This is a genomic window from Streptomyces sp. T12, assembly GCF_028736035.1.
Classification (GTDB): Bacteria; Actinomycetota; Actinomycetes; order Streptomycetales; family Streptomycetaceae; genus Streptomyces.
In genome coordinates this window covers 8,240,788-8,265,493 of the sequence record NZ_CP117866.1, presented here as the reverse complement: position 1 = coordinate 8,265,493, position 24,706 = coordinate 8,240,788, and the positions used below count along the sequence as shown (strand labels likewise).

19 protein-coding genes are annotated in these 24,706 nt (G+C 69.8%); 5 read left to right on the top strand and 14 right to left on the bottom strand.

Features of this window, described 5'->3' with window-relative positions:
• Positions 1–12: 12 nt before the first annotated feature.
• A complete protein-coding gene (locus tag PBV52_RS37120; protein ID WP_274244634.1) occupies positions 13–885 on the bottom strand; it encodes a carbohydrate ABC transporter permease in 873 nt (290 codons plus the stop codon).
• The gene (locus PBV52_RS37115; RefSeq protein ID WP_274244633.1) at positions 879–1,871 is read right to left on the bottom strand and encodes a sugar ABC transporter permease; all 993 of its coding nucleotides are present in this window, start codon (positions 1,869–1,871) and stop codon (positions 879–881) included. Before PBV52_RS37115 ends, PBV52_RS37120 begins: the two co-directional genes overlap by 7 nt.
• Positions 1,872–2,055: 184 nt before the next feature.
• Between PBV52_RS37115 and PBV52_RS37110 the strand changes: the two genes are divergently transcribed.
• Positions 2,056–3,060: an acetylxylan esterase gene (locus PBV52_RS37110; RefSeq protein ID WP_274244631.1), complete on the top strand. Its 1,005-nt coding sequence runs from the start codon at positions 2,056–2,058 to the stop codon at positions 3,058–3,060.
• Here the strand turns inward: PBV52_RS37110 and PBV52_RS37105 are convergent.
• The 8 genes from PBV52_RS37105 to acnA form a co-directional block, all read right to left on the bottom strand.
• On the bottom strand, positions 3,041–6,331 hold the full coding sequence (locus tag PBV52_RS37105) for a GH92 family glycosyl hydrolase (RefSeq protein WP_274244628.1): 3,291 nt from the start codon (positions 6,329–6,331) through the stop codon (positions 3,041–3,043). The two genes, PBV52_RS37110 and PBV52_RS37105, sit on opposite strands and share 20 nt — an antisense overlap.
• Positions 6,332–6,702: 371 nt before the next feature.
• Positions 6,703–7,599, bottom strand: a complete 897-nt coding sequence (locus PBV52_RS37100; protein ID WP_274244626.1) for a transferase — start codon at positions 7,597–7,599, stop codon at positions 6,703–6,705.
• Positions 7,596–8,861: a glycosyltransferase family 4 protein gene (locus PBV52_RS37095; protein ID WP_274244624.1), complete on the bottom strand. Its 1,266-nt coding sequence runs from the start codon at positions 8,859–8,861 to the stop codon at positions 7,596–7,598. The genes PBV52_RS37100 and PBV52_RS37095 overlap by 4 nt, the downstream gene beginning before the upstream one ends.
• Positions 8,862–9,028: 167 nt before the next feature.
• Complete coding sequence (locus PBV52_RS37090) at positions 9,029–10,123, bottom strand: lytic polysaccharide monooxygenase (protein ID WP_274244622.1); 1,095 nt, start codon at positions 10,121–10,123, stop codon at positions 9,029–9,031.
• Positions 10,124–10,301: 178 nt separating this feature from the next.
• Positions 10,302–11,258 (bottom strand): IS481 family transposase, encoded by a 957-nt coding sequence (locus tag PBV52_RS37085; RefSeq protein ID WP_274244620.1) that lies wholly within the window; start codon positions 11,256–11,258, stop codon positions 10,302–10,304.
• Positions 11,259–11,371: 113 nt separating this feature from the next.
• On the bottom strand, positions 11,372–12,940 hold the full coding sequence (locus PBV52_RS37080; RefSeq protein ID WP_274244618.1) for a cell wall metabolism sensor histidine kinase WalK: 1,569 nt from the start codon (positions 12,938–12,940) through the stop codon (positions 11,372–11,374).
• Positions 12,937–13,218 carry a hypothetical protein gene (locus PBV52_RS37075; protein WP_274244616.1) on the bottom strand — a complete coding sequence of 94 codons (282 nt, stop codon included), beginning with the start codon at positions 13,216–13,218 and terminating at the stop codon, positions 12,937–12,939. Before PBV52_RS37075 ends, PBV52_RS37080 begins: the two co-directional genes overlap by 4 nt.
• Before the next feature lie 156 nt (positions 13,219–13,374).
• Entirely contained in the window at positions 13,375–16,092 is a 2,718-nt protein-coding gene (acnA, locus tag PBV52_RS37070; protein WP_274244614.1) for an aconitate hydratase AcnA, read from the bottom strand.
• Between the two features lie 304 nt (positions 16,093–16,396).
• Here acnA and argG point away from each other — a divergent pair, with 304 nt between their 5' ends.
• From argG to PBV52_RS37050, 4 genes are all read left to right on the top strand, one after another.
• The gene (gene argG, locus PBV52_RS37065; protein ID WP_274249815.1) at positions 16,397–17,851 is read left to right on the top strand and encodes an argininosuccinate synthase; all 1,455 of its coding nucleotides are present in this window, start codon (positions 16,397–16,399) and stop codon (positions 17,849–17,851) included.
• Positions 17,852–18,013: 162 nt separating this feature from the next.
• Positions 18,014–18,832 carry a hypothetical protein gene (locus PBV52_RS37060; protein ID WP_274244612.1) on the top strand — a complete coding sequence of 273 codons (819 nt, stop codon included), beginning with the start codon at positions 18,014–18,016 and terminating at the stop codon, positions 18,830–18,832.
• Positions 18,833–18,870: 38 nt separating this feature from the next.
• Positions 18,871–19,068 (top strand): DUF4236 domain-containing protein, encoded by a 198-nt coding sequence (locus PBV52_RS37055; protein ID WP_274244610.1) that lies wholly within the window; start codon positions 18,871–18,873, stop codon positions 19,066–19,068.
• Between the two features lie 65 nt (positions 19,069–19,133).
• Positions 19,134–20,663, top strand: a complete 1,530-nt coding sequence (locus PBV52_RS37050) for a UDP-N-acetylglucosamine 1-carboxyvinyltransferase (RefSeq protein WP_274244608.1) — start codon at positions 19,134–19,136, stop codon at positions 20,661–20,663.
• Between the two features lie 33 nt (positions 20,664–20,696).
• Here PBV52_RS37050 and PBV52_RS37045 read toward each other — a convergent pair whose 3' ends face one another.
• From PBV52_RS37045 to PBV52_RS37030, 4 genes are read right to left on the bottom strand one after another with little or no spacing between them, the layout of a single operon-like run.
• Complete coding sequence (locus PBV52_RS37045; RefSeq protein WP_274244606.1) at positions 20,697–21,392, bottom strand: formyltransferase family protein; 696 nt, start codon at positions 21,390–21,392, stop codon at positions 20,697–20,699.
• A 48-nt stretch (positions 21,393–21,440) separates the two neighbouring features.
• Complete coding sequence (locus PBV52_RS37040) at positions 21,441–21,647, bottom strand: MbtH family NRPS accessory protein (protein WP_274244604.1); 207 nt, start codon at positions 21,645–21,647, stop codon at positions 21,441–21,443.
• A complete protein-coding gene (locus PBV52_RS37035; protein WP_274244602.1) occupies positions 21,647–22,891 on the bottom strand; it encodes a cytochrome P450 in 1,245 nt (414 codons plus the stop codon). The genes PBV52_RS37040 and PBV52_RS37035 overlap by 1 nt, the downstream gene beginning before the upstream one ends.
• On the bottom strand, positions 22,888–24,672 hold the full coding sequence (locus tag PBV52_RS37030; protein WP_274244600.1) for a type I polyketide synthase: 1,785 nt from the start codon (positions 24,670–24,672) through the stop codon (positions 22,888–22,890). Before PBV52_RS37030 ends, PBV52_RS37035 begins: the two co-directional genes overlap by 4 nt.
• Between the last annotated feature and the right edge of the window lie 34 nt (positions 24,673–24,706).

Below are 24,706 nucleotides of genomic sequence, written 5' to 3'. Positions count from 1 at the left end.
GGCACTCCTTTGTTAGCCCTTGACCGCGCCGAGCATCACGCCCGAGACGAAGTAGCGCTGGACGAACGGGTACACGCAGAGGATCGGCAGCGAGGTCAGCACGATCGTGACGGCCTGGATGTTGGCCCCGACCTGGCTGAGCTGCGCGTCGGCGGCACCGGCGTTGCCGCCCGTGGTGGCGCCGGAGATGAGGTTGCGCAGATAGACGGTGACCGGCATGAGCTCGGACTTGTCCATGTAGAGGAAGGCGCTGAACCAGGAGTTCCAGAAGGACACCGAGTAGAACAGCACCATCGTCGCGACGACCGCCTTCGACAGGGGCAGCACGATCCGCAGCAGAATGCCGTACGTACTCAGGCCGTCGATCTGCGCGGCCTCCTCCAGTTCGGTGGGCAGGCTCTCGAAGAAGGCCTTCATCACCAGCAGGTTGAACACGCTGATCGCGTTGGGCAGCGCTATGGCCCAGACGCTGTTCTTCAGGCCGAGGCCGGTGACCAGGACGTAGTTGGGGATCAGGCCGCCGGTGAAGAACATGGTGAACACGGCGACGCCGACGAGTACGCCGCGTCCCTTGAGGTGCTTCTTCGACAGGACGTAGGCATAACAGGTGGTCAGGATCATGGCGACGGTGGTGGCCACCACCGTGTACAGCACGGTGTTGCCGTAGTTGCGCCAGAACATGGAGTCCTGGAACACGATTCGGTACGTGGTGAGGTTGAACCCCTCGGGCCACAGCGTCACTTCACCGGCCCGGATCTGCCGCTCCGAACTGAACGAGCGGGCGACGATGTTGGCGAACGGGTACAGGGTGACGATCACGACCAGAGTGAGGATGACGCCGTTGACGCCCTGGAAGACGCGGTAGGAACGGCTCGGCTTCACCACAGGCTGGTCCCCACTGTGCGGCGTGAGAGCTGGTTCGCGGACGTGATCAGCACCAGGCCGATGATCGCCTCGAACAGCCCGATGGCGGCGGCGTAGCTGAAGCTGTTGGACTCGACGCCCGTGCGGTACAGATACGTCGAGATCACGTCGGCGGTCGGATAGGTCAGCGGGTTGTACAGCAGCAGGACCTTCTCGAAGCCGACCGCCATGAACGTGCCGATGTTGAGGATCAGCAGCGTGATCATGGTCGGGCGGATGCCGGGCAGGGTGACGTGCCAGATCTGCTGCCAGCGATTGGCGCCGTCGATGCGGGCGGCCTCGTACAGGTCCTCGTCGATGGTGGTGAGCGCGGCGAGGTAGAGGATCGTGCCCCAGCCGGCGGTCTGCCAGATCTCGGAGCCGACGTAGACGGTGCGGAACCACTCGGGCTCCTGGATGAACCGGATCGGGCCGTGCCCGAACCACCCCAGGGCGTGGTTGACCGGCCCGTCCGTGGCGAGCATCTGCATGGTGATGCCGGCGACGATCACGATCGACAGGAAGTGCGGAAGGTACGACACCGACTGCACAAAGCGCTTCAGCGCACGCCTGCGCACCTCGTTGAGCAGCAGCGCGAGCACGATCGGGATCGGGAAGCAGAAGACGAGCGTGAGCCCGCCGAGCCAGAGGGTGTTGCGGAACACCTGCCAGAAGGTGGGGTCGCTGAGGAACATCTCGACATAGCGCAGGCCCACCCACTGCTCACCGAAGATCGAACCGCCCGGCTCGAAGCGCCGGAAGGCGATCACGTTGCCGATCATCGGCAGATAGCGGAAGACCAGGAAGAACAGCAGCGGCAGCACGGCCAGCGAGTACAGCTGCCAGTCCCGGCGCAGCGCCCGCCGCCAGCCGGTGCGCGCCGGTGGCCCGCCGCGGCGGGGTGGAGCCTTGGTCGGCGGCGGCCCCTGTGTGCCGGGCGGTGGAACCGACGTGGTGGAGGTGCTCATGCAGTGGCCTCCCGGTGGCACCGAAAGTTTCGGAGTCGTACCGGCAACTTTGCGGCGAGGTTAGGGGCCGGTGTAATGGCTGTCAATGGGGCTGACGGGGAAGGCCAGTTGAGGGGACGGTGAATGAGATGAGTCCGAGAGAACGAAACATTCTGATGTAGAACCGCAACGATCGGAGGCGCTGGTGCCCGCGTTCGACCTGCCACTCAAGGACCTGGAGCGCTACCGCCCGGATCCCCAGGAACCCGCCGACTTCGACGAGTTCTGGCGCGACACCCTCAAGGAGGCCGCGCAGCCGGAGGCGTTGGTGTCGGCGCACCCGGTGGAGAGTGGCCTGCGGCTGACCGAGACCTGGGACGTGACCTTCCGGGGGTTCGGCGGCGATCCGGTGCGGGCCTGGTTCAGCAGACCGGCCGGGGCGCGCGGCCCGCTGCCCGCCGTCGTCGAGTACGCGGGCTACGGCCGCGGCCGCGGCCTCCCGCACGAGCGGCTGACCTGGGTGAACGCCGGGTACGCGCATCTGTTGATGGACAATCGGGGCCAGGGCGACCAGTACGGCAACGGCGGCGCCACCCCGGACCCGCACGCCACGGCGCCGGGCGGCCCGGGCCCTGCGGTACGCGGCCTGCTCTCCCCGCGGGACCACCACTACCGCCGCCTGATCACGGACGCGGTACGTGCGGTCGCGGCACTGCGCGCCCTGCCCGGTGTGGACGCCTCACGCATCGCCGCCGTCGGCAACAGCCAGGGCGGCGGGCTCGCCCTGGCCGTCGCGGGGCTCGTCCCCGACCTCGCCGCCCTCCTGGTCACCGCCCCGTTCCTGTGCGGCATCCGGCGCGCACTCGACCTCACCGACGCCTCGCCCTACGGCGAGATCACCGCGTACCTCTCCGTGCACCGGGGCGCCGAGCGGGCCGCGTACGACACGCTCGCCTACATGGAGGGGATCTCCTTCGCCCGGCGCGCCCACGCCCCGGCCCACTTCGGGGTCGGCCTGCGCGACACGGTGTGCCCGCCGAGCGGGGCGTACGGCGCCTTCAACCGCTATGCGGAGCTGTCGGGCGCCGGGCCGCGCAAGGAGATCCACGCCTATCCGTTCAACGGCCACGAAGGCGGCGACGCGGTGCACGTGCGCCGCCAACTGGACTGGCTGCCAACCGTGTTGGGCGTCAGCGCACAGCCAGCGTGAACACGTGCAGGCCGGTGTCGTCCGGCAGCTTCACGCGCGCGATCTCCTTGCCGGTCGGGGCCGTGAACGGCCGCGTGGCGAAGACGTACGTGGCGACCGGGTCCCGGTCCGCGCCCGCGACGTTGCGGTACGCGGCCCGGGCGACGACCTCGTTGCCGTACTGGACCGTGCCGGAGCCGCCGCCGACGGTCCAGTCGGTGAAGGCGAGGTCGATCGTCTCGGTGCTGCCGTCGGTGTAGGTGACGGTGGCCTGGGACTGCTGGTTGCCGTTGACGCCACTGCCGAGGAAGGACAACTGGGTTGCGGGAGAGTCGAGTTGGATCGTCTGACCGGCTGCCGAGACATTGTCCGGCCGGCCGCCCGGCGAGCTGGGCCAGGTGAAGGCCAGGCCGCCCACCGCGCCTTGCCTGCCCGGCGTCAGACCGCCGTCGGCGAGGGCCTGACGAGAGTAGCTCCAGCCGCCGCCGTCGTAGTCGGCCTCGTCGTGGTCGCCGGCGTCGTCGGAGATACCGGTGTTGTTGTAGGCGGCGAGGAGGGTGCCGGGGGCCGCGACGGTCAGGGAGACGGGCTGTGCGTAGGAGGTGTCGCCCGAGGTCACGGTCACCTCGACGTCGTAGAAGCCCTGGTTCGCACCCTCGGCGGAGCTCAGCGTGATCTCCTGGGAGCCGTCAACCACCGTGCCATGGGCGGGCGTTGCCGTGATGCCGTCGGGTGCCTCGACCCGGAAGCGCACCTCGGGCCCCTCTCCCCCGCTCATCGACAGGGCACGGATGCCGACCTTCGCGCTCCCGCCCGGCGCGACAGTCGCCGTGGTCGGGCCGACGCCGATCTGGTACGGCTGCTCGCCCTCGCGGAAGGACGGCGGGGCCGCGGACGTACCCCAGGCGGGATCGGGCGAACCGGACAGGGAGTAGTCCAGTCGCCCGCCGTCGCGTACGAAGGAGGCGGGCAGCCAAGGGCGCCGGCCGGCACGGCCGTTGACCTTCAGGGAGTGGACGTACGGCGCGTCGGCCGCCGCGCCCACCGCGCGCACGGAGATGTCGTTGCCGTCGGGGCGGGCGATCTCGATGCTCGGGAACAGCGGTGAGGCGAGGACCAGTTCGGCGCGGGACGGCACCTGGGGGTACATGCCGAGCGCGGCGAAGACGTACCAGGACGACATCGCCCCGAGGTCGTCGTTGCCCGGGATGCCGCCGGGCTCGGTGGACCACAGCTCGCGCATCGCCGCGCGGACCGTCTCCTGCGTCTTGTACGGGGCGCCCGCGTAGGCGTAGAGATACGGCACGTTGATGGACGGCTCGTTGTCCAGCTCGGACTTCTCGCCGCCGCTGCCGGTGAAGGCCCAGCTGCCGTCGGCGTGGTGGAAGAAGGCGTCGAGGCGCTCGACAGCCTTGTCGGGTCCGCCCATCGCCGCGAAGAGGCCCGCCGGGTTGTGCTGGACCATCCATGTGTACTGGGCCGCCGTTCCCTCCACGAACCCGTTGCCGGTGGCCGGGGTGAAGCCGGTGACCCAGCTGCCGTCGGCCTTGCGGTTGGCGAGGTAGCCGCCGTCCGGGGTGGCGGCGGTGTTGAAGTTGTTCTGCCACCACTGGGAGCGGCGGGCGAAGGTCGTCGCCGTCTCCGACTCCCCCGCCTCGGCGGCGAGTTGGGACAGGGCGAAGTCGGCGCCGGACATCTCCAGCGTCTCGGCGGCACCGCCCCACGCATTCGACACGGACGGCATGTAGTGGTGCTGCAAGTACCTGTCCAGAGACGGGCGTTGACCGACGGACAGCACCGGCTTCCCCGCCGATGACAGGTCCTGCTCGGTTGGGACGGTCGCCGCCTTCACGAGCGAGCGCAGCGCACCGCGCAGGTCGAAGTCCGTCCCGCCGAAGGCGCGGATGCCGGCCAGGGCGATGGGTGAGGGGTCGCCGTTCATGACGTGCGTGCCGCCCGCGCCGTGCAGCCAGCGGTCCCAGATGCCGCCGTTCTGCTCAGCCAACGCGTACAGGGACTGGGCGATGTCCGAGCCGACGCGCGGGTTCAGCAGGGTGAGCAGCTGAACCTGGTCGCGGTAGACGTCCCAGCCGGAGAAGGTGCCGTACTGGGCCCTGTGGCCGCGGGTGACGGTGTGGACCTCGCCGTCGGAGCCGCGATATCTGCGGTCGGTGTCGCTGATGACGTTCGGGTGGAGGAGGGAATGGTAGAGCGCGGTGTAGAAGGTGGTGCGCTCGGCGTCGGTGCCGCCGCCGACCCGGATCGCGGCGAGGCGGTCCCGCCAGGCGCGGCGGGCGGCGTCCCGCACCGCGGCGAAGGAGCGGTGCGGCGGGTTCTCCGCCGCGAGGTTGGCCTCGGCGCCGGCCTGGCTGACGTAGGAGATGCCGACCTTGACGTTCACCGGGCCGGTGCCGGGCTCGAACTCGACGTAGCCGCCGGAGCCCTTGCCGGCCACCGGCCGCCCGCCGTTCGCGAACCCGCCGGTGCCACCGTTCGAGGAGGTGGACCCCGGGTTCAGCCTGTCGTCCCGCCACGTGCCCGTCGCCTTGAAGGCGCGGTCGAAGCGGGCGGTGAAGTGGAGGGTGTAGTAGGCACGTCGCCCCTCGGGGTCGAGGTGCCCGCAGAAGTTCCCGGAGGTGACGGACCCGGAGATGGTGCGGGCCTCCGGGTCGATCCGGACCGTCGAATCGGTCGACCCCACCTCGGAGTTGGCGGTCCTGACGAGCAGCGAGGCGGGCTTGTCCGCCGGGAAGGTGAAGCGCGCCGAGCCGGTGCGGGCGGTGGCGGTGAGGTCGGCCGTGACGCCGGAGGCGAGCCGGACCCGGTAGCGGCCGGGCTCGGCGCTCTCGTCGGCGTGGCTGAAGTCGGACGCGTAGACGGCGTCCTTGGTGTCGCTCGCGGGTGACGAGGCGACCTCACCGGCGTACGGGAAGAACGGGATGTCACCGCTGCCGCCCGCGCAGCCCGTGCCGGACATGTGGGTGAGGCTGAAGCCGCGGACGCGGGTGGCGTCGTAGTGGTAGCCGCCGGGTGCGGCAGTGCGGGTGGCGTCGCCGCGGGTGTTCTCCGGGCTGAAGGAGAGCATGCCGAACGGGACGACGGCGCCGGGGAAGACGTTGCCGCCGTTCCTGGTTCCGATGAGCGGGTCGACGTAAGCGGTGGGATCGTCGACGAGCGGGGATGCCGGCGCGGCGGTCGCCGCGAGGGCGGGGGTGGCACCGGCGACCGCGAGAACGGCGGCCAGCAGCAAGGACGTAGGCCCTCTGAGGGTCGGTCCGGGACGGAAACGCATGACGCGGCCCCTCCTCCTTCGGACGGGTCGCGCACCACAGGTCGCACAAGCCGCGGGGACAGTAGCGTGTGTCACCGGTACCACGGAAGAGCGCATTCCGGTGCGGGGCATGCGGGGCGGTCACCTGGATGGGGCAGCGGGCCGGCGGAAGGCGCTGACCTCCGGTCGTCACGGATTTCCAACTGGCTTGACTTTGTTGCCCGTTGAGGCGATAGAGTCACGGGCAGACCATTCGACAACGTTGTCGCACTACGGACCTCGCACAAGCCACTCACGAATCGGACGGTCCTCTTCCCCCCCTCGGGCCCGTCCGGCTCGCGGACCCGGTGGACGTCGACTCAACGCCCACCGGGTCCGCCCGAGAACGGACATCACGCCGTCGCGGCCGCCACCTCCACGGAGAGGTCGTTGTCGACCGTGAAGTAGGGACGCACCGTGGCATCGCCGACCGCGGCGGTCGGATAGACGAAGATCTCCTTGCGGTCCGCCACGTCGTCGAGCAGGCGGCAGATCCGGATCGGAGGGGCTCCCACAGCGGGTCGGGGCTGGACGAAGACGTCCCAGACGCGGGCTGCGGCGCCGGTGCGTGGACCGTGGTCGGCGACCAACTCCTCGTGGTCCACGGTGAAGGTAAACGCCCGGCCGTCACTCTCGGCCTGCGGCCCCAGCGTCCGTACGACGCCGTCACCGCCCCGAAGTCGCAGCCGTACAGCGGCTCCCTCGGCGAGCGTGGTGCCGTGCAGCCGGGCCCTGACCGTCGTCGACCGGTCCGTGACGTCGATGCCCTCGACCTCCGCGTGGGCGGTGCGCAGCCAGGCCCGCACCGCGAGGTAGCCGTCCTTGGTGGCGTACGGGACGCGCACGGCCACCGGTGACGGGTGGTCACGGGTGTGTCCGTCGACGAGGGCGCGCAGGTCACGCAGCCCGGGGCGCATGCGCTGCCGTTGCGCTCCGGGTTCGGGGAGCAAGTAGACGTCCCACCGGCCCTCGGCGAGGGCGGGCTGCGGTTCCAGGACGGCGCGCAGACGGCTGTCGTCCCCGGGTTCCAGATCGAGCGCGTGCAGGAGCTTCTCCGGTTGGCCCTTCTTGGGGCGCAGCCGCAGCAGCAACTGGGGCGACTGCAGGGCGGCGGTCGCCGGTTGCCGAAGGTCGAAGGTGATCCGCCCCTCCGCGTCGGCCGTGCAGTGGACCCGAAGGTGCGTGTCACGGGTCGTCTCGCGTGCCGTGTCGGGTGCCGTGCCGGGTGTCCTGTCTGGTCGGGCGTTCATCGACGTCCCCTCCGTACCGTGCGCAGGGCGCCGGAAGCCGCCGCATACGCGGCGTCGCGTGCCGCAAAGCCCTGGCTGACCAGGGCGCTCCGTATTCGGCCGCTTTGCGGTGTGACCGGTTGCCCGGCCCTGCGGGCCGAGGTCGCCTCGTCGATCAGGCGCTCCGCCTGCTCCACGACCGGGACCGGGGCGAAGCGTCGCGCGTTCTCCATCGCCGTACGGCCCATCCGCCGGCGCAGCTCGTCGTCGCGGACCAGGTCCAGCAGCGCGGCGCCCAGCGCGTCCCGGTTCCCGACCGGCACCAGTCGGCCGTCGACGCCGTCCTCGATGATCTCGCCGGGTCCGTACGGGCAGTCGGTGCTCACCACCGGCAGTCCGCAGCGCATCGCCTCGACGATGGTCATGCCGAACGGCTCGAAGTTGGACGCGGCCGCGCCGATCGAGCCCTTGACCCACTCCGCCTCCATCGGGGCGGCCGCGCCCATCAGGAAGACGCTCTCGCTCAGGCCGAGGCGGTGGACGAGCTGCCGCAGCCGGGCGTGCTCCTCCCCCTTGCCGTAGATGCGCAACTGCCAGTCCGGGCGCTCGGCGGCGACCAGGGCGAAGGCCTCGATCAGCAGGTCGTAGCGCTTCACCGGGACCAGTCGGCCGGCCGCGACCACCACCTTCGCGGTGCCGTCCGCGGCGGGCAGCACCGGATCGGGGACGCTGTTCGGGAGAGCCGCCAGCCGGACGCCGGGCAGCCGCATCTTGCGCCGGTAGGCGGCGGCGTCCGCCTCGGTGACCGTGGTGAGCACGTCGAGCCGGCGGTAGGCCCGGCGCAGTGCGGTGCGCAGCCGGGGCGGATGGTTGTCCAGGGTGAGGTGCTCCTGCCCGATGCGGACGACGTGCTCCGGCGCCTGAAGCGCGAGGTGCACGTTGAGGCCCGGCCGGGTGCCGATGACGACGTCGGCGTCGATCGCCGCCAGACACTCGCCGATCCGCCGGTCGGTCAGCTCGCTGTACTGCTGGTAGCGGTACTCGGCGACTGGAAACACTCTTGCCGGTCTCAGGTGCAGGGGATGTTCCTTCTCTTGGCGCAGATCCACCAGGGGCCGTAAGGACACTCTCGGATCCAGGGTGAAGTTCGGGTGTTCCCGGTGGCGCAGCACGGAGACGATCTCCACCTCGTGCCGCTCGGCCAGCGCCTGGGCCAGGTTGAAAGTGGTGGCGATCGTGCCTCCGATCCCATAGGCGTTGTGCAGCAGGAAAGAGATCTTCATGGCGGGCTAGACCAAGCCGAACCCCCTTCGGTTGCTTGCCGTTACCAGTTTGTTTTCCTGTCAAACACTTCTTCGACACGCACGCCTCGGGCTCCGCCGTGCGCGGATGGCGGACGGACCCGGCGGGCGACGGTTCGACGCCCACCGGGTCCGCACCGAACGGCGGTTCAGCCCACCCGGCAGGGCAGGGTCGTCGTACTGTCCGCGCCGGAGCCGGAGACGACGTAGCCGAACGTCGCGCTCTGACCGGGACTCAGGGAGCCGTTCCAGTCGGCGTTGTGGACCATCACGTCCTGGCCGTTGTAGGTCGCGTTGCCGCTCCAGAGGCTTTCGACCTTCTGGCCGGCAGGCAGCGTCCAGTCCACCATCCAGCCGAGCATCGGCACGTCGCCGGAGTTGGTGACGGTCACCTCGGACTGGTAGCCGCCGGACCAACTGCCGGTCGTACGGCGGGTGGCGGAGCACGCGCCGGGCACCGGGTCGGTCGGGTTGCCGGGCTCCTTGATACCGGTCACCTCGCCGTTGCCGCCGTCGAAGACGATGTCGGAGCAGGAGTAGAAGGTTTCCTGACTGTCGGAGCGCTGCCAGACCATGTAGACGATGTGGCGGCCCGACTTGTTGTCAGGAAGCTTTCCTGTCCACGAGTAGTTGGCCTCGACCGTGCCCGGGGAGCCGTTGAGCGGCGGGTGGTCGACCGACAGGAAGGGCTGCTCCTCCATGTCGTCCCAGGTGAGGGTCTGCTTCGGGTCGAAGCCGTCCTTGGTGATGTAGACGTAGAACCAACCGGGGTGCGCGGCCCAGGCGTTGTAGGAGAAGTCGACCGTCGCGCCCGAGGTGAGGTGGGTGAGCGGCCAGTCGTCGCGCGGCACGTTGAAGCCGGTGAAGTTGGTGTTGCCGCCGCTGCACAGCTCGCCGTCGGGCACGAAGCCACGGGTGCGGCCGGCGCCGTCGGAGCGGAGCACCGAGAACCAGTTGTAGAACGGCGTTGTGCCGCTGATCTGTTGGGCCGCCTTGCAGGCCGGGTTGACCGGCTTGATCTCACCGGTGTCGGTGAGGCCGTCCTGCCAGCACAGGAAGGTGCGGCTGCCCGGCTTCATGGGGGTGCCGTGGGCCTCCGCCTCACCGCCGGTACTCATGACGAGGGCCACGGCGGGGATGGTCGCGAGCAGGGAGACCAGGACGAGGAAGAGGGCTCTGGCGCGGGTGGGGAGAGTTAATCGGCGGGGCGGCGGCGCGGTCGCCCCTGAGTTTGTCAGGATCATGACACTCAGTCCGTTCCTTCAGGCACGGGCCGTGCGGATGCGTGTGTGGAGGTGCGTGCGGAACGCGGGGCGGGAGCGGGTCCGGGCGGCGGGTTCCGGTCCACCGCTATGGGAGCGCTCCCACCCCGTCTGCTGCGGAAGGTAGCGCCGTGTGGCGCAGATGTAAACGCCTGGCGCACTAGGTGTATTGACCCGCAGGGTTGTTGACGCGGGTGATGGGTGGCTGGCCGCCGAGTGCGGTGTGGCAGCGGTGGTGGTTGTAGGTGTGCAGGAAGTTGTCGAGGGCTGCGGTGCGGTCGTCGTTGCTGGTGTAGGGCCGCTGGTAGGCCCATTCCTCGAGCAGGGTGCGGTGGAAGCGTTCGACCTTGCCGTTGGTCTGGGGCCGGTGGATGCGGGTCAGTTTGCCGGTGGCGCCGATCTGGGCGAGGGCGTGTTTCCAGGCCAGGCCCTTGCGGTAGGCCCAGGCGTTGTCGGTGAGTACGCGCTCGATGCGGGTGATGCCGTGCGCGTGGAAGAACGCGGCCGCGCGGGTGAGGAAGCCCGCGCAGGTGGCGACCTTCTCGTCGGGGTGGATCTCGCTGTAGGCGAGGCGGGAGTGATCGTCGACGGCGGAATGGATGTAGTCGAACCCCATGCCGCTGCGGGTGGCCCGGCCGGCCTGACGGCCCAGCGTCTTGTGGCCGCCGCCGTCCGGGATCCGGCCGAGCTTCTTGACGTCGACGTGGACCAGCTCGCCGGGGCGGGCGCGTTCGTAGCGGCGGATGACCTGCCCGGTGGGCCGGTCCATGAACGCCAGCCGGTTCAGGCCGTGCCGGGCCAGGACACGGTGCACGGTCGAGGCGGGCAGGCCCAGGATCGGGCCGAGACGGGCGGGACCGAGCTTACGGTCCTGGCGCAGTCGGCACACTCGGGCTTCGACTGCGGCCGCCGTGCGGTGCGGTGTCGTCATCGGCCGGCTGGAGCGGTCGTGCAGCCCCTGCTCGCCCTCGGCCCGCCAGCGGCGGATCCACTTATGGGCCGTGACGCGGGAGATGCCCATCTCGGCTGCGACATGGGCGACCGGGCGACCGGCGCAGACACGTTCGACCAGCAGCCGCCTGCCATGAACGGTCAGCCGGGCATTACGGTGGGACATGAAGACCTCCGTGCGGTGCAGTCCTAGACAGCTCCACCACACCGGAGGTCTTCGCCATGATCAAGCCCCGCGCCAGCGTTAACAACGCTCGTGATCAATACAACTAGGGCCTGTCAGGGATTACGGGCGAACATCCGCGGGGACGCCACCGGGGCCGGGGCGGACGGGCCCGACACTGTGTCGAGGAGCGGCGGTTCGGCTCCCACGGGCGGCAGCTCGACGGTGAACTCCGTACGACCCGGCTCGCTCCGCACGTCGATACGGCCGCCGTGCGCGGAGACGATCGCCGCCACGATGGCGAGGCCGAGACCGGATCCGCCGTCGTACGGACCGCTGCGCGCCCGGGAGGTGTCGGCGCGGGTGAAGCGGCCGAAGACCTCTGGGAGGAGTCCGGGCGGGATGCCGGGGCCGTCGTCCCGTACCCGGATCACGCAGCGGTCGGGGGTGGCCTCGACGCAGGCGACCACGGTCGTGCCCGCGGGGGTGTGGACCCGGGCATTGGCCAGCAGGTTGGCCACCACCTGGTGGAGCCGGGCCTCGTCACCGAGGACCAGCGCCGGGGCGTCCAGGCGGAGTTCGAGCTGCCAGTCGTGCCCGTCCCCGGCGGCCCGCGCGTCCCACACCGCCTCCGCGACCAGCGCCGCGAGGTCGACCTCGGCGCAGTGCAGCGGCCTGCCCTCGTCGAGCCGGGCCAGCAGGAGAAGGTCCTCGACCAGGCCCGTCATACGGGCCGACTCGGCGGAGACCCGGCGCCAGGCGAGCACCGGCTCGATCCGGTCGGTACCGCGGTTCATGAGTTCGGCGTAGCCGGCGATCGAGGCGAGCGGGGTGCGCAGTTCGTGGCTGGCGTCGGCGAGGAAGCGGCGCATGCGTTCCTCGGTGCGCTGACGGGCGGTGAGGCAGGACTCGACGTGGTCGATCATGCGGTTGAGCGCGGCGCCGACCTGGCCGGCCTCGCTGGCGGGGTCGGTGTCCCCGGCCGGGACCCGGGTGAGGCCGGTGACCTCGCCGCGGTCGAGCGGCGCGCGGGAGACCTCGGCGGCGGTGGCGGCGACCCGGTCGAGGGGGCGCAGCTGGCGTCGTATGACCACGGCGCACACGCAGCCCGCGACGGTGAGTCCGGCGGCCGCGACGACCGCCTCCACCACGACCAGGCCACTGATCATGTCCTGCACGTCGTCCATCGGCAGCCCGGTCAGCACCCGCACGCCGTCGCTGTCGAGCGCGGTGATCCGGTAGGTGCCGAGGCCGGGCACGGTACGGGTGTGCTTACGGCCGTCGGCCTCGATGCCCGTGAGGGCCGCGCGCTGGGCGTCGGTCAGGTTCCTCGGGGCCGCGTCCTGGCTGACGACCTCGGCGGAGAGGATGTCGCCGTCGTCGTCGAGCCGGGCGGCGAGCAGGCCGACCGGATGCCCGTTCTCGTTGAGGAAGCCCAGGTTGTCCGCGAGCTCCGGGTGATGCACGGCCCCGCCCAGGCTGCGCTCGGCGGCGTTGGTGACCCGGTCGTCCAGGTTGCCCAGCAGATAGGCGCGTTGGACGAACACGGTGGTGAGCGCCATCGCGGCGCACACGGCGACGAGGGTGGCGCCGATGAAGAGGAGCAGCCGGGTGCGCATCGACCGGGTACGCATCGACCGGCCAAGCAGCCTCGGCCACGGCTTCCGGGAGTTCACGGTGCTCATCTCCCGTCCTCCACCGGCCTGTTGGCGTGCCCGAGCCCGCGCACCGTGTGGATCACCGGTGCCCGGCCCTTGTCGATCCTGCGGCGCAGGTTGGTCTCCTCGGTCAGCACCAGGTCGCCGAGGACGGGCAGCTCCGGGTTCTCGTACCGCAGGCGGCGCGGCACCCAGAGGCCGTGCCGGTCGAGCAGCATCCCGTCGAGCACGTCGGTGAGCGCGGGCTCGTCGTCGACGATGAGCACGCGGACGCGGCCGTTTCGGAGCCCTGCGGTGGCGGACATGTCTCGATCCTGTCCCTGCCCGCTGAGGGAATCCTGTGTTCCACCTGAGGGTGGGTGATGACCTGGGATTTCCCCGCGCGGGCACGGCAAAGGGCCGCACCCCCGTCACCGGGGATGCGGCCCTCGACTGCCGTGCCGTACCGCTTACTTGATCGCTCAGTTGCGGATCAGGCTGCGCAGCACGTACTGCATGATGCCGCCGTTGCGGTAGTAGTCGGCCTCACCGGGGGTGTCGATGCGGACGACCGCGTCGAACTCGACGCCCGTGTCGGTGGTGACCTTCACCGTGCGCGGCGTGGTGCCGTTGTTGAGCTCCTCGACGCCGGTGAAGGAGAAGGTCTCCTCGCCGGTCAGACCGAGGGACTCGGCGGACTGGCCCTCCGGGAACTGGAGCGGGAGCACGCCCATGCCGATGAGGTTCGAGCGGTGGATGCGCTCGTACGACTCGGCGATGACGGCCTTGACGCCGAGCAGCGCGGTGCCCTTGGCGGCCCAGTCGCGGGACGAGCCGGAGCCGTACTCCTTGCCGGCCAGGATGGCCAGCGGGATGCCCTGCTCGATGTAGTTGCGGGAGGCGTCGTAGATGAACGACACCGGCCCGTCGGCCTGGGTGAAGTCGCGGGTGTAGCCGCCTTCCGTCCCCGGCGCGATCTGGTTGCGCAGGCGGATGTTGGCGAACGTGCCGCGGATCATGACCTCGTGGTTGCCGCGGCGGGAGCCGTAGCTGTTGAAGTCGCGGCGCTCGACACCGTGCTCCGTGAGGTACTTGCCGGCCGGGGTGTCGGCCTTGATGGCACCGGCGGGCGAGATGTGGTCCGTCGTCACCGAGTCGCCCAGCTTGGCGAGCACGCGGGCGCCGGTGATGTCGGAGACCGGGGTGGTCTCCATCGTCATGCCCTCGAAGTACGGGGGCTTGCGGACGTAGGTCGACTCGGCGTCCCACTCGAAGGTGTTGCCGGTCGGGATCGGCAGCGCCTGCCACTGGGCGTCGCCCGCGAAGACGTCGGAGTAGGACTTGTTGAACATGTCCTCGCCGATGGCGTTGGCCACGACGTCGTTGACCTCGGCCTCGGAGGGCCAGATGTCCTTCAGGAAGACCGGGTTACCGTCCTGGTCGGTGCCCAGGGCGTCACGGGTGATGTCCACCTTCATGGAGCCCGCGAGGGCGTACGCGACGACCAGCGGCGGGGAGGCCAGGTAGTTCATCTTGACGTCGGGGTTGATACGGCCCTCGAAGTTGCGGTTGCCCGAGAGGACCGAGGTCACGGCCAGGTCGTGGTCGTTGACGGCCTTGGAGACCTCCTCCGGCAGCGGGCCGGAGTTGCCGATGCAGGTGGTGCAGCCGTAGCCGACGAGGTTGAAGCCGACCTTGTCGAGGTAGGGGGTGAGCCCCGCCTTGTCGAAGTAGTCGGTGACGACCTTGGAACCCGGGGCGAGGGTGGTCTTGACCCACGGCTTGCGGGTCAGGCCCTTCTCCACGGCCTTCTTCGCGACGAGCGCGGCGGCGACCATGACGTACGGGTTCGAGGTGTTGGTGCAGGAGGTGATGGCCGCGACCGTCACCGCACCGTGGTCGATCGTGTAGGTCGAGCCGTCGGGGGCGGTCACGGTGACCGGGTTCGACGGGGCGCCGTTGGGGTGGATCGCCGGGGCGTCGGAGGCCGGGAAGGACTCCTGGCCCGCCTCGTCCACGGTGTCGACGTAGTTGCGGACGTCCTGCGTGAACTGCTGGGCGGCGTTCGCGAGGACGATGCGGTCCTGCGGGCGCTTGGGGCCGGCGATGGACGGGACGACCGTGGAGAGGTCGAGCTCCAGCTTCTCGGAGAAGTCCGGCTCGGCCTTCGGGTCCAGCCAGAGGCCCTGCTCCTTGGCGTACGCCTCGACGAGCGCGAGCTGCTGCTCGGAGCGGCCGGTGAGCTTCAGGTACTTGATGGTCTCGTCGTCGATCGGGAAGATCGCGGCGGTCGAGCCGAACTCCGGCGACATGTTGCCGATGGTGGCGCGGTTCGCGAGGGAGGTGGCGGCCACGCCCTCGCCGTAGAACTCGACGAACTTGCCGACGACGCCGTGCTTGCGGAGCATCTCGGTGATGGTCAGCACGAGGTCGGTGGCGGTGGTGCCGGGCTTGAGCTCACCGGTCAGCTTGAAGCCGACGACGCGCGGGATGAGCATGGAGACCGGCTGGCCGAGCATCGCGGCCTCGGCCTCGATGCCGCCGACGCCCCAGCCCAGGACGCCGAGGCCGTTGACCATGGTGGTGTGGGAGTCGGTGCCGACGAGGGTGTCGGGGTACGCCTGGCCGTTGCGGACCATGACGGTCCGGGCCAGGTGCTCGATGTTCACCTGGTGGACGATGCCGGTGCCGGGCGGGACGACCTTGAAGTCGTCGAAGGCGGTCTGGCCCCAGCGCAGGAACTGGTAGCGCTCGCGGTTGCGGCCGTACTCCAGCTCGACGTTCTGCGCGAAGGCCTCGTTGGTGCCGAACTTGTCGGCGATGACGGAGTGGTCGATGACCAGCTCGGCCGGGGAGAGCGGGTTGACCTTCGCGGGGTCGCCGCCGAGCTCCTTGACGGCCTCACGCATGGTGGCGAGGTCGACGACACAGGGCACGCCGGTGAAGTCCTGCATGATCACGCGGGCCGGCGTGAACTGGATCTCCTGCGACGGCTGGGCCTGGGAGTCCCAGCCGCCGAGGGCGCGGATGTGGTCGGCGGTGATGTTCGCGCCGTCCTCGGTGCGGAGGAGGTTCTCCAGCAGCACCTTCAGGCTGTAGGGGAGGCGCGCGGCGCCCTCGACCTTGTCCAGCCGGAAGATCTCGTACGACTCGTCGCCCACCTGCAGCGTGCTGCGGGCGTCGAAGCTGTTCGCCGACACGACAGTCTCCTTCATTGATGTGCGCGTACCACCACGATCCTGCCGCCACGGCTACTTGGCCGATCCGCTAAGGTAAGGCTAAGTTAGGTAACCCTTACCGTCGGACCGGGGATGCCGCGCGGCTGCGGTGCACCTCGGCAGATATCTCGATGTCGAGATAACTCTAGTACATGGGGCCGGGATGGTCATGCCCAGCCTCCCTTTCGCGCGCGTCAGAGCCCTTCTCCCCATGAAGTTCCCCATGGAGGGAGACCTTCGACGCACCCCCTTTGCATGATCATGCGCAATCATGCATACTCTTCCTATGTCCAAGGTCCTCACCTCCCTCCCCACCGGCGAGCGCGTCGGCATCGCCTTCTCGGGCGGTCTCGACACCTCGGTCGCGGTCGCCTGGATGCGCGACAAGGGCGCCGTCCCGTGCACCTACACCGCTGACATCGGCCAGTACGACGAGCCCGACATCGCCTCGGTGCCCGGCCGCGCGAAGACCTACGGCGCCGAGGTCGCGCGCCTCGTCGACTGCCGTGCCGCGCTGGTCGAGGAAGGGCTGGCCGCGCTCACCTGCGGGGCGTTCCACATCCGCTCGGGCGGGCGGGCGTACTTCAACACCACGCCCCTCGGCCGCGCCGTCACCGGCACCCTCCTGGTGCGGGCGATGCTCGAGGACGACGTACAGATCTGGGGCGACGGCTCGACCTTCAAGGGCAACGACATCGAGCGGTTCTACCGGTACGGCCTGCTGGCCAACCCGAACCTGCGGATCTACAAGCCCTGGCTGGACGCGGACTTCGTGACCGAGCTCGGCGGCCGCAAGGAGATGTCGGAGTGGCTGGTCGCCCACGACCTGCCCTACCGGGACTCGACGGAGAAGGCGTACTCCACCGACGCCAACATCTGGGGCGCCACCCACGAGGCCAAGACCCTGGAGCACCTGGACACCGGGGTCGAGACCGTCGAGCCGATCATGGGTGTCCGGTTCTGGGACCCGTCGGTCGAGATCGCCCCCGAGGACGTGACGATCGGCTTCGAGCAGGGCCGTCCGGTCACCGTCAACGGCAAGGAGTTCGCCTCCCCCGTCGACCTGGTGATGGAGGCCAACGCCATCGGCGGCCGCCACGGCCTGGGCATGTCCGACCAGATCGAGAACCGGATCATCGAGGCCAAGAGCCGCGGTATCTACGAGGCGCCGGGCATGGCCCTGCTGCACGCCGCGTACGAGCGCCTGGTCAACGCGATCCACAACGAGGACACCCTCGCCCAGTACCACAACGAGGGCCGGCGCCTGGGTCGCCTCATGTACGAGGGCCGCTGGCTGGACCCGCAGGCGCTGATGATCCGTGAGTCGCTGCAGCGGTGGGTCGGCGCGGCCATCACCGGCGAGGTCACCCTGCGCCTGCGGCGCGGCGAGGACTACTCGATCCTCGACACCACCGGCCCGGCGTTCAGCTACCACCCGGACAAGCTCTCGATGGAGCGCACCGAGGACTCGGCGTTCGGCCCGGTGGACCGGATCGGCCAGCTCACCATGCGCAACCTCGACATCGCCGACTCGCGCGCCAAGCTGGAGCAGTACGTCGGCCTCGGCCTGATCGGCACCGGCAGCCCCGCCGTCGGCGCCTCCCAGGCGGCCGCGACCGGGCTGATCGGCACGATGCCGGAGATGCCCGAGGGCGGCGCCGAGGCCATCGCCTCCCGCGGCGAGGTCTCCGAGCAGGACGCCCTGCTGGACCGCGCCGCGATGGAGTCGGGCACGGACTGACCGGCGACGCCGAGCGGAGGCTCGGTGCCGCGAGGGGACGGACGACAGACCGGTGAGGCCGGCTCGACGCTGCGAGCGTCGAGCCGGCCTCACCGGTCTTCTCCACCTGCTCACCTGCCCACCTACCCACCCGCCCACAGCCCGCGGGACTAGGCTCACCGGGTGATCAAGCGGGCGGACTTCTCCTGGGACGACTTCGCATGGACGACGCGGGTGCCGCTGCCGCCGGGCACGTGGGCCGCCGACGATGCGACCGTCCCCCTGCACTACGCCCCCGAGGGCCGCGAGGACCACCCCCTGCACGACGCCGAAATCGCGTCGGTCACCCGGGCCGTCGAGAACCTGCCCGCGCTCCTCACCGCGCTGCGGCCCGCACTGCGCGCCCACTACGAGGCAGTTCGGCCGGAAGTCGAGGAGGCGCTCGCCGAGGAGAGGGGCCAAGAGAAGCCGGACCCCGAAGCCCTCGTCGGGGTGAGCGCGTTGTACGTCCACCCGGTCGCGAGAGACGGCATCCCCTACGTCGGCGTCGAGTTCGACTGCTCCTGGGACGAGGAGCACGGCCTGGGCGTACTCATGCACGGCACCCGCGTCGTCGACCTGGGCGGTGCCGACACCGCCCTGCTGCTCTGGATCGCCGAGCAGGACGCCGAGGATCCGCGGACCGGCCTGGACGAGGCGCTGATCGGGCACTGGAGCAGCATCCCCTTCGACTACGGCGTGATGGAGTGCTCCGAGTTCGAGCTCCGCGCCAACGGCCGGGGATGGAGCAGCTTGGCGAACGCCTTCGGGGAGTACGTCACACAGCTGATGTGGCGCTGTCCGGAGCCGGGCGTTCTGGAGCTGCGACCGGAGGACGGGGAGGTGGCCCGGCACCGCTACGCCCTCGCTCCCGCCACCCCCCTGCACTCGGCCGAACAGGTGACCTCGGTCACCTTCGAGGAGCCGGTGGAGTTCTGCCATCAGTTCGCCAAGTCGGGGTAACCGAGGGATACGTACCACGACCTCGGAGGGAGGCGTCCATGCCCCTCACATTTCGCAAGAGCTTTCGGATCCTGCCCGGAGTGCGGCTGAACATCAACCGGCACTCCTGGTCCATCACCACCGGCGGTAAGCACGGTCCGCGACGCACACACAGCAGTACCGGACGTCATACGACATCGATGGATTTGCCCGGTCCTTTCGGGTGGCGTCGGACCCGTGCCGCCAGGCGACGTTGACGGCCCGTCACCCGAATGGCCCCCCTCGGGATGTGTCATCTCATATCTGAGATAACCTCAACCTCATGGCAGACGATTACCTCGTACGCATCGGCAAGCTCATCCGTGACGCCCGGCAACACCGAGGCTGGACACAGGCGCAGCTGGCCGAGGCGCTCGGCACTTCCCAGAGCGCCGTCAATCGCATCGAGCGCGGCAACCAGAACATCAGCCTTGAGATGATCGCCCGAATCGGTGAGGCCTTGGACAGCGAGATCGTGTCCCTGGGATACGCCGGCCCGATGCATCTGAGGGTCGTCGGCGGACGTCGGCTGTCCGGTTCCATCGACGTCAAGACCAGCAAGAACGCATGCGTGGCCCTGCTGTGCGCCTCGCTGCTCAACAAGGGCCACACGGTGCTGCGCCGTGTCGCCCGCATCGAGGAGGTCTACCGCCTTCTCGAGGTCCTCAACTCCATCGGCGTGCGCACCCGTTGGATCAACGACGGCGTCGATCTGGAGATCGTGCCGCCGGCCGAGCTGAACATGGCGGCGATCGACGCCGAGGCCGCCGTACGCACGCGGTCCATCATCATGTTCCTCGGCCCGCTGCTGCACCGCATGACCCACTTCAAGCTGCCGTACGCCGGCGGCTGCGACCTCGGCACGCGGACCATCGAGCCGCACATGATCGCGCTGCGCCGGTTCGGCCTGGACGTGGCGGCGACCGAGGGCCAGTACCACGCCGTGGTCGACCGTGGCGTACGCCCCGACCGTCCGATCGTGCTGACCGAGCGCGGCGACACCGTGACCGAGAACGCGCTGCTGGCCGCCGCGCGGCACGACGGCGTGACGGTCATCCGCAACGCGTCCTCCAACTACATGGTCCAGGACCTCTGCTTCTTCCTGGAGGCACTCGGCGTCCGGGTCGAGGGCATCGGCACCACCACGCTCACCGTGCACGGCGTGCCGAACATCGACGTGGACGTGGACTACTCGCCGTCCGAGGACCCGGTCGAGGCGATGAGCCTGCTTGCCGCCGCCGTGGTCACCGAGTCGGAACTGACGGTGTGCCGGGTGCCGATCGAGTTCCTGGAGATCGAGCTGGCGGTCCTGGAGGAGATGGGCCTCGACCACGACCGTACGCCCGAGTACTTCGCGGACAACGGCCGTACGCGACTGGTGGACCTCACCGTCCGGCCCTCCAAGCTGGAGGCGCCGATCGACAAGATCCACCCGATGCCGTTCCCCGGCCTGAACATCGACAACGTCCCCTTCTTCGCGGCCATCGCGGCCGCCGCGCAGGGCAAGACGCTGATCCACGACTGGGTCTACGACAACCGCGCGATCTATCTGACCGACCTCAACCGCCTCGGCGGCAGGCTGCAGTTGCTGGACCCGCACCGCGTCCTGGTCGAGGGCCCGACCCGCTGGCGCGCCGCCGAGATGATGTGCCCGCCCGCGCTGCGGCCCGCCGTGGTCGTCCTGCTGGCGATGATGGCGGCGGAGGGCACGTCCGTGCTGCGGAACGTGTATGTCATCAACCGCGGTTACGAGGACCTCGCCGAGCGCCTGAACTCCATCGGGGCGCAGATCGAGATCTTCCGGGACATCTGACCATCCGACCCCACGTCCCGCAGCAGGAGTCCCTCATCCCACGTGGAGTGCCCACCTGCTGCCGTCGACGGCCTCCGTGCCGGGCAGCGCTATCAGTTCGGGCTTGAACAGGGGGGGCGCGCCCATCGCCGGCTCCCAGGTCGCTATCTCCTCCTCCTGCGGGACCTCGATCCGCCTGCCCTCGGCGAGGTCGGCGACCACCCGCAGGAGCAACCGCACACCGAGCGGGGCCAGGTGCTCGCGCCACAGGCTCTGCGCGGTCGAGCCCGGGGGCACGAACAGGTGCTCCTGGGCCGCGATCGGGCCGCCGTCGGTGCGCTCGGTGAGGTGGTAGACGCTCCCGCCCGTCACCTTGTCACCGTCGCGGATCGTCCATCGGATCGCGTCCCGGCCGCGGTGCAACGGCAGCAGGCTGGGGTGATAACCGATGGCGGCGACGTCGGCCCTGGCACGCGTCCGGCGACCGATGAAGGCGTGTGAATGCGCGGCGATGATGATGTCCACTCCGTCGGGGACATGCATCGCGCGCAGCTCGACCGAGTCGGTCCACTGGATTCCCCTGGGGTACGCCCAGGCGCGCAGCCGGTCCCAGGACAACGCGTTGCTCTCGTCGGAATGCCCGTTGCGCAACCGGGGGGCTGCTACGCCCACGAGCCGGTGCCCTTCGTCCAGCAGGGCCTCCGCGACCTGTACGGCGAATGCCCCTCGTCCTGAAATGTAGATGTTCACTCGCGCTCTCCGCGGTCGCTGGTCAGGTGTGTGTTCGGTGCGCCGTGGTCAGGTCGTCGGTGCTGCCGCCGTCGCGGTGAAGTTCTGCTCGACGTAGTCGAGGGCACCGTCACGGTCAGGGCCGGAGTAGACGACCTGCCAGCCCTTCGGCACGTCCAGGTGCGGCCGCCACAGCGCGTACTGGCTGCCGGCGTTCGTGACGACCAGCCAGCCGCCGTCGTCGCCGTCGCCGCCGTCGAAGGGGTTGCCGCTCATCAGTCGACCTCTTTCAGTCCGCGGTGGTCGGGCCAGAACCGCACCGGCAGCGTGGAGAACCCGGTCAGGAAGTTGGACCGGATACGCAGCGCCTCACCGGTCTGCTCGAATCCGGTGGTGAAGTCCCGCAACGCCATGAGCAGTTCGGCGATCTCCACCTTGGCCAGGTGCGAGCCGACGCAGAAGTGCGGGCCGTAGCCGAAGGCCATGTGCTTGTTGGGGGTACGGCCCAGGTCGAACACCCCGGGCCGGTCGAAGATCCGTTCGTCACGGTTGCCGGAGGCGTGCCAGAGCGTGACGATCTCGCCCGGCCGCAGCTGTACGCCGTGCAGTTCGGTCTCGCGGACGACACTGCGCCCGAAGTGCATCGTGGGTGACGCCCAGCGCAGTATCTCGTCGACGGCGGTGTCGATCGCGACCTCACCGTGCTTGAGCCGCCGCCACTGCTCGGGCTGGGCCGCGAGCGTGTGGACGCTGTCGATCATCGTCAGGCGGCTGGTCTCGTCGCCGCCGATGATCAGGCTGTAGCAGTTGAGCACGATGTCCTCGTCGGACAGCGGCACACCGTCGATGGAGCTGCCGATCAGCATGCTGATCACGTCGTCGCCGGGCGACTCGCGGCGCTCCTCGACGATGTCCATGAAGTACATCAGGATCTCGTTGCGGGCCATCTCGGAGTCGAGCTCGTCGACGTCCTCGTCCTCGGTCGACAGCGCGGTCTTGGTCTGGGCGAGCAGGAAGTCCCGGTCCTGCTCGGGCACGCCGAGCAGGTTCGAGATCGTGGTCATCGGGATCCGGCTGGCGATCTGCTCGGCGAAGTCGCAGCCGCCGGTCTCGACCGCCTCGCGGATCAGCTGCCGGGTGTTGACCCGCACCGCCGCGGCGACCTCGCTGAGCACCCTCGGCGAGAGCACCCGCTGCAGGATCTTGCGCAGCTCGTGGTGCCGGTGCCCGTCGGTGACGGCCAGCATCCGGCCGGCGCCGGCGTCACCGCCGCCCAGCAGCGTGACGAGCACGTTGCCGCGCTCGGACGTGAAGTTCACGTCGTCCCGGTAGGCGGCCAGGATGTCGTCGTAGCGGGTGAGCACCCAGAATCCGCGGCGGCCGTCGACCGGCGGGTTCCAGTGCACCGGGGCGGTGTCGCGCAGGGTGCGCCAGTACTCGTCGAGGTCGTGGTCGTGGTCCGCGAACGTGTTCGGGTCGCCCAGGTCCATGGTGTCCAGTGCCGGTGTGCTCACGGTCACCAGTCCGTACGCCAGAACCGGCGCGGCTGGAACGGGTAGGTGGGCAGGGGCACCCGGTGGCTGGTCTCCTCCAGGTGCAGGGAGGCGAAGTCCACCTGCCGGCCGTTCACCCAGGCGGCAGCCAGATCGAGCAGCGCCTGCTCGTCGTCTCCGGACGGCACGATCCCGTCGTCGTTGCGGCGGAAGGAGTCCAGGCCCACCCGGGGCGCGGCACCGGTCGCGGCGACCGTGGCGGGGGTGGAGTCGGCGGACAGCGCGTCGATCAGCTCCTGACGGCTGCGGACCACGGCCGCCCACCGGCGAGCCATCACCTTGCGGCCCACGTTGAGGCTGAAGCAGATGTCGTCCAGGCGCAGGTCGGGGTCGGTCACCAGCCGGTCCTTCAGCCGCGCGCGCTGACGGGCCAGCGCCTCGTCGTCCAGGGCGGACAGGGTGGCCAGCCGCGGCCTGCCGATAGCTTCGGGGGCACGCTCGGCGACGGTCGGCGCCTCCTCCAGCACCAGGTGCGCGTTGTAGCCACCGCCGCCGATCGCGGTGACGCCCGCACGGCGGATGCCGCTCTCCGGCTCCCAGTCCGCGAGCTCTCGCTGCGGTACGAACGGGGTGCTGGGGAAGTCGAGGTCCGGATTGACCTCCGTCAGGTTGATCGTCGGTGCCAGCGTCTTGTGGTGCAGGGACATCAGGGCCTTCATCGAACCGGCGCCGCCGGCGACCACCCCGCCGTGGCCGATGTTGCCCTTGACCGAGCCGATCGCACAGGTGCCGGTCTGCTTGCCGAACGCCATGGTCGCCGCCGTCACCTCGAGCCCGTCGGTCATCGGCAGACCGAAACCGTTGGCCTCGTACATGGACACGGTGTCCGGGGCGACGCCACCGACCTCCATGGCGCCCGCGATGCACGCGCTCAGCCGCTCGGGTTGCGCCAGACCGTAGGCCATCACATTGACGCCGTTGTTGTTGATGGCCGTTCCCTTGACCACGCCGTAGATGTGGTCGCGGTCGGCGACGGCCTGGGCCAGCGGCTTGAGCAGCACCGTGGCGACACCGCTGGCCAGGACGGTGCCGGTGCCGTTGGCGTCGAACGGGCGGCAGCGGCCGTCCCGGGAGAGGATGCGGCCTTCCTCCCACAGATAGCCACGGCGGTGCGGCAGACGGACCAGCACGCTGCCGGCGACCGCCATGTCGGTCTGGCCGAGCAGCAGCGACTGGCAGGCCAGGTGCACCGAGTAGTGGAAGCCGGCGCAGACGGCGGTGACGGTGAGGGCCTCACCGGTCAGACCCATGTAGTACAGCGCGTTGGACGTCATCGTGTCCGGCGTCCACGCCAGGCTGCGGTCCATCACCTCGGGGCCGACCGACGCCCAGTCCGGCGGGGATATGTAACGCGCGGCGGTCTGCGGGTTGTTGGCGCCGTAGATGCCCACCTCACCCTTGATCCGCTCCGGGTCGTAGCCGCCGTCCTCCAGGGTCTCCCACGCGCTCTCCAGAAACAGCCGGTGCTCCGGGGTCATCAGGGTCGCCAGCCGGTCGGTGATGCCGAACACCGACGGGTCGAACTCGTCGTAGCCGTCGAGCAGGCCGACGGCCCCCACGTAGAACGGGTTGTGGATCAGGGTTTCGTCGACCTCGATCTCGTCCTTGCTCAGGAGCGTCACGGACTCCCTGCCGTGCACGAGGTTGTCCCAGTACTGCTCCTTGTTGCGGGCGCCGGGTAACCGGCACGACGCGCCGATGACGGCCACATCGCCCGGGTCGTAGTCCTGCTCAGGGCTGTCGGACATGCAAAGGCTCCTGCTTCGAGGGGGGTTGGGGGCA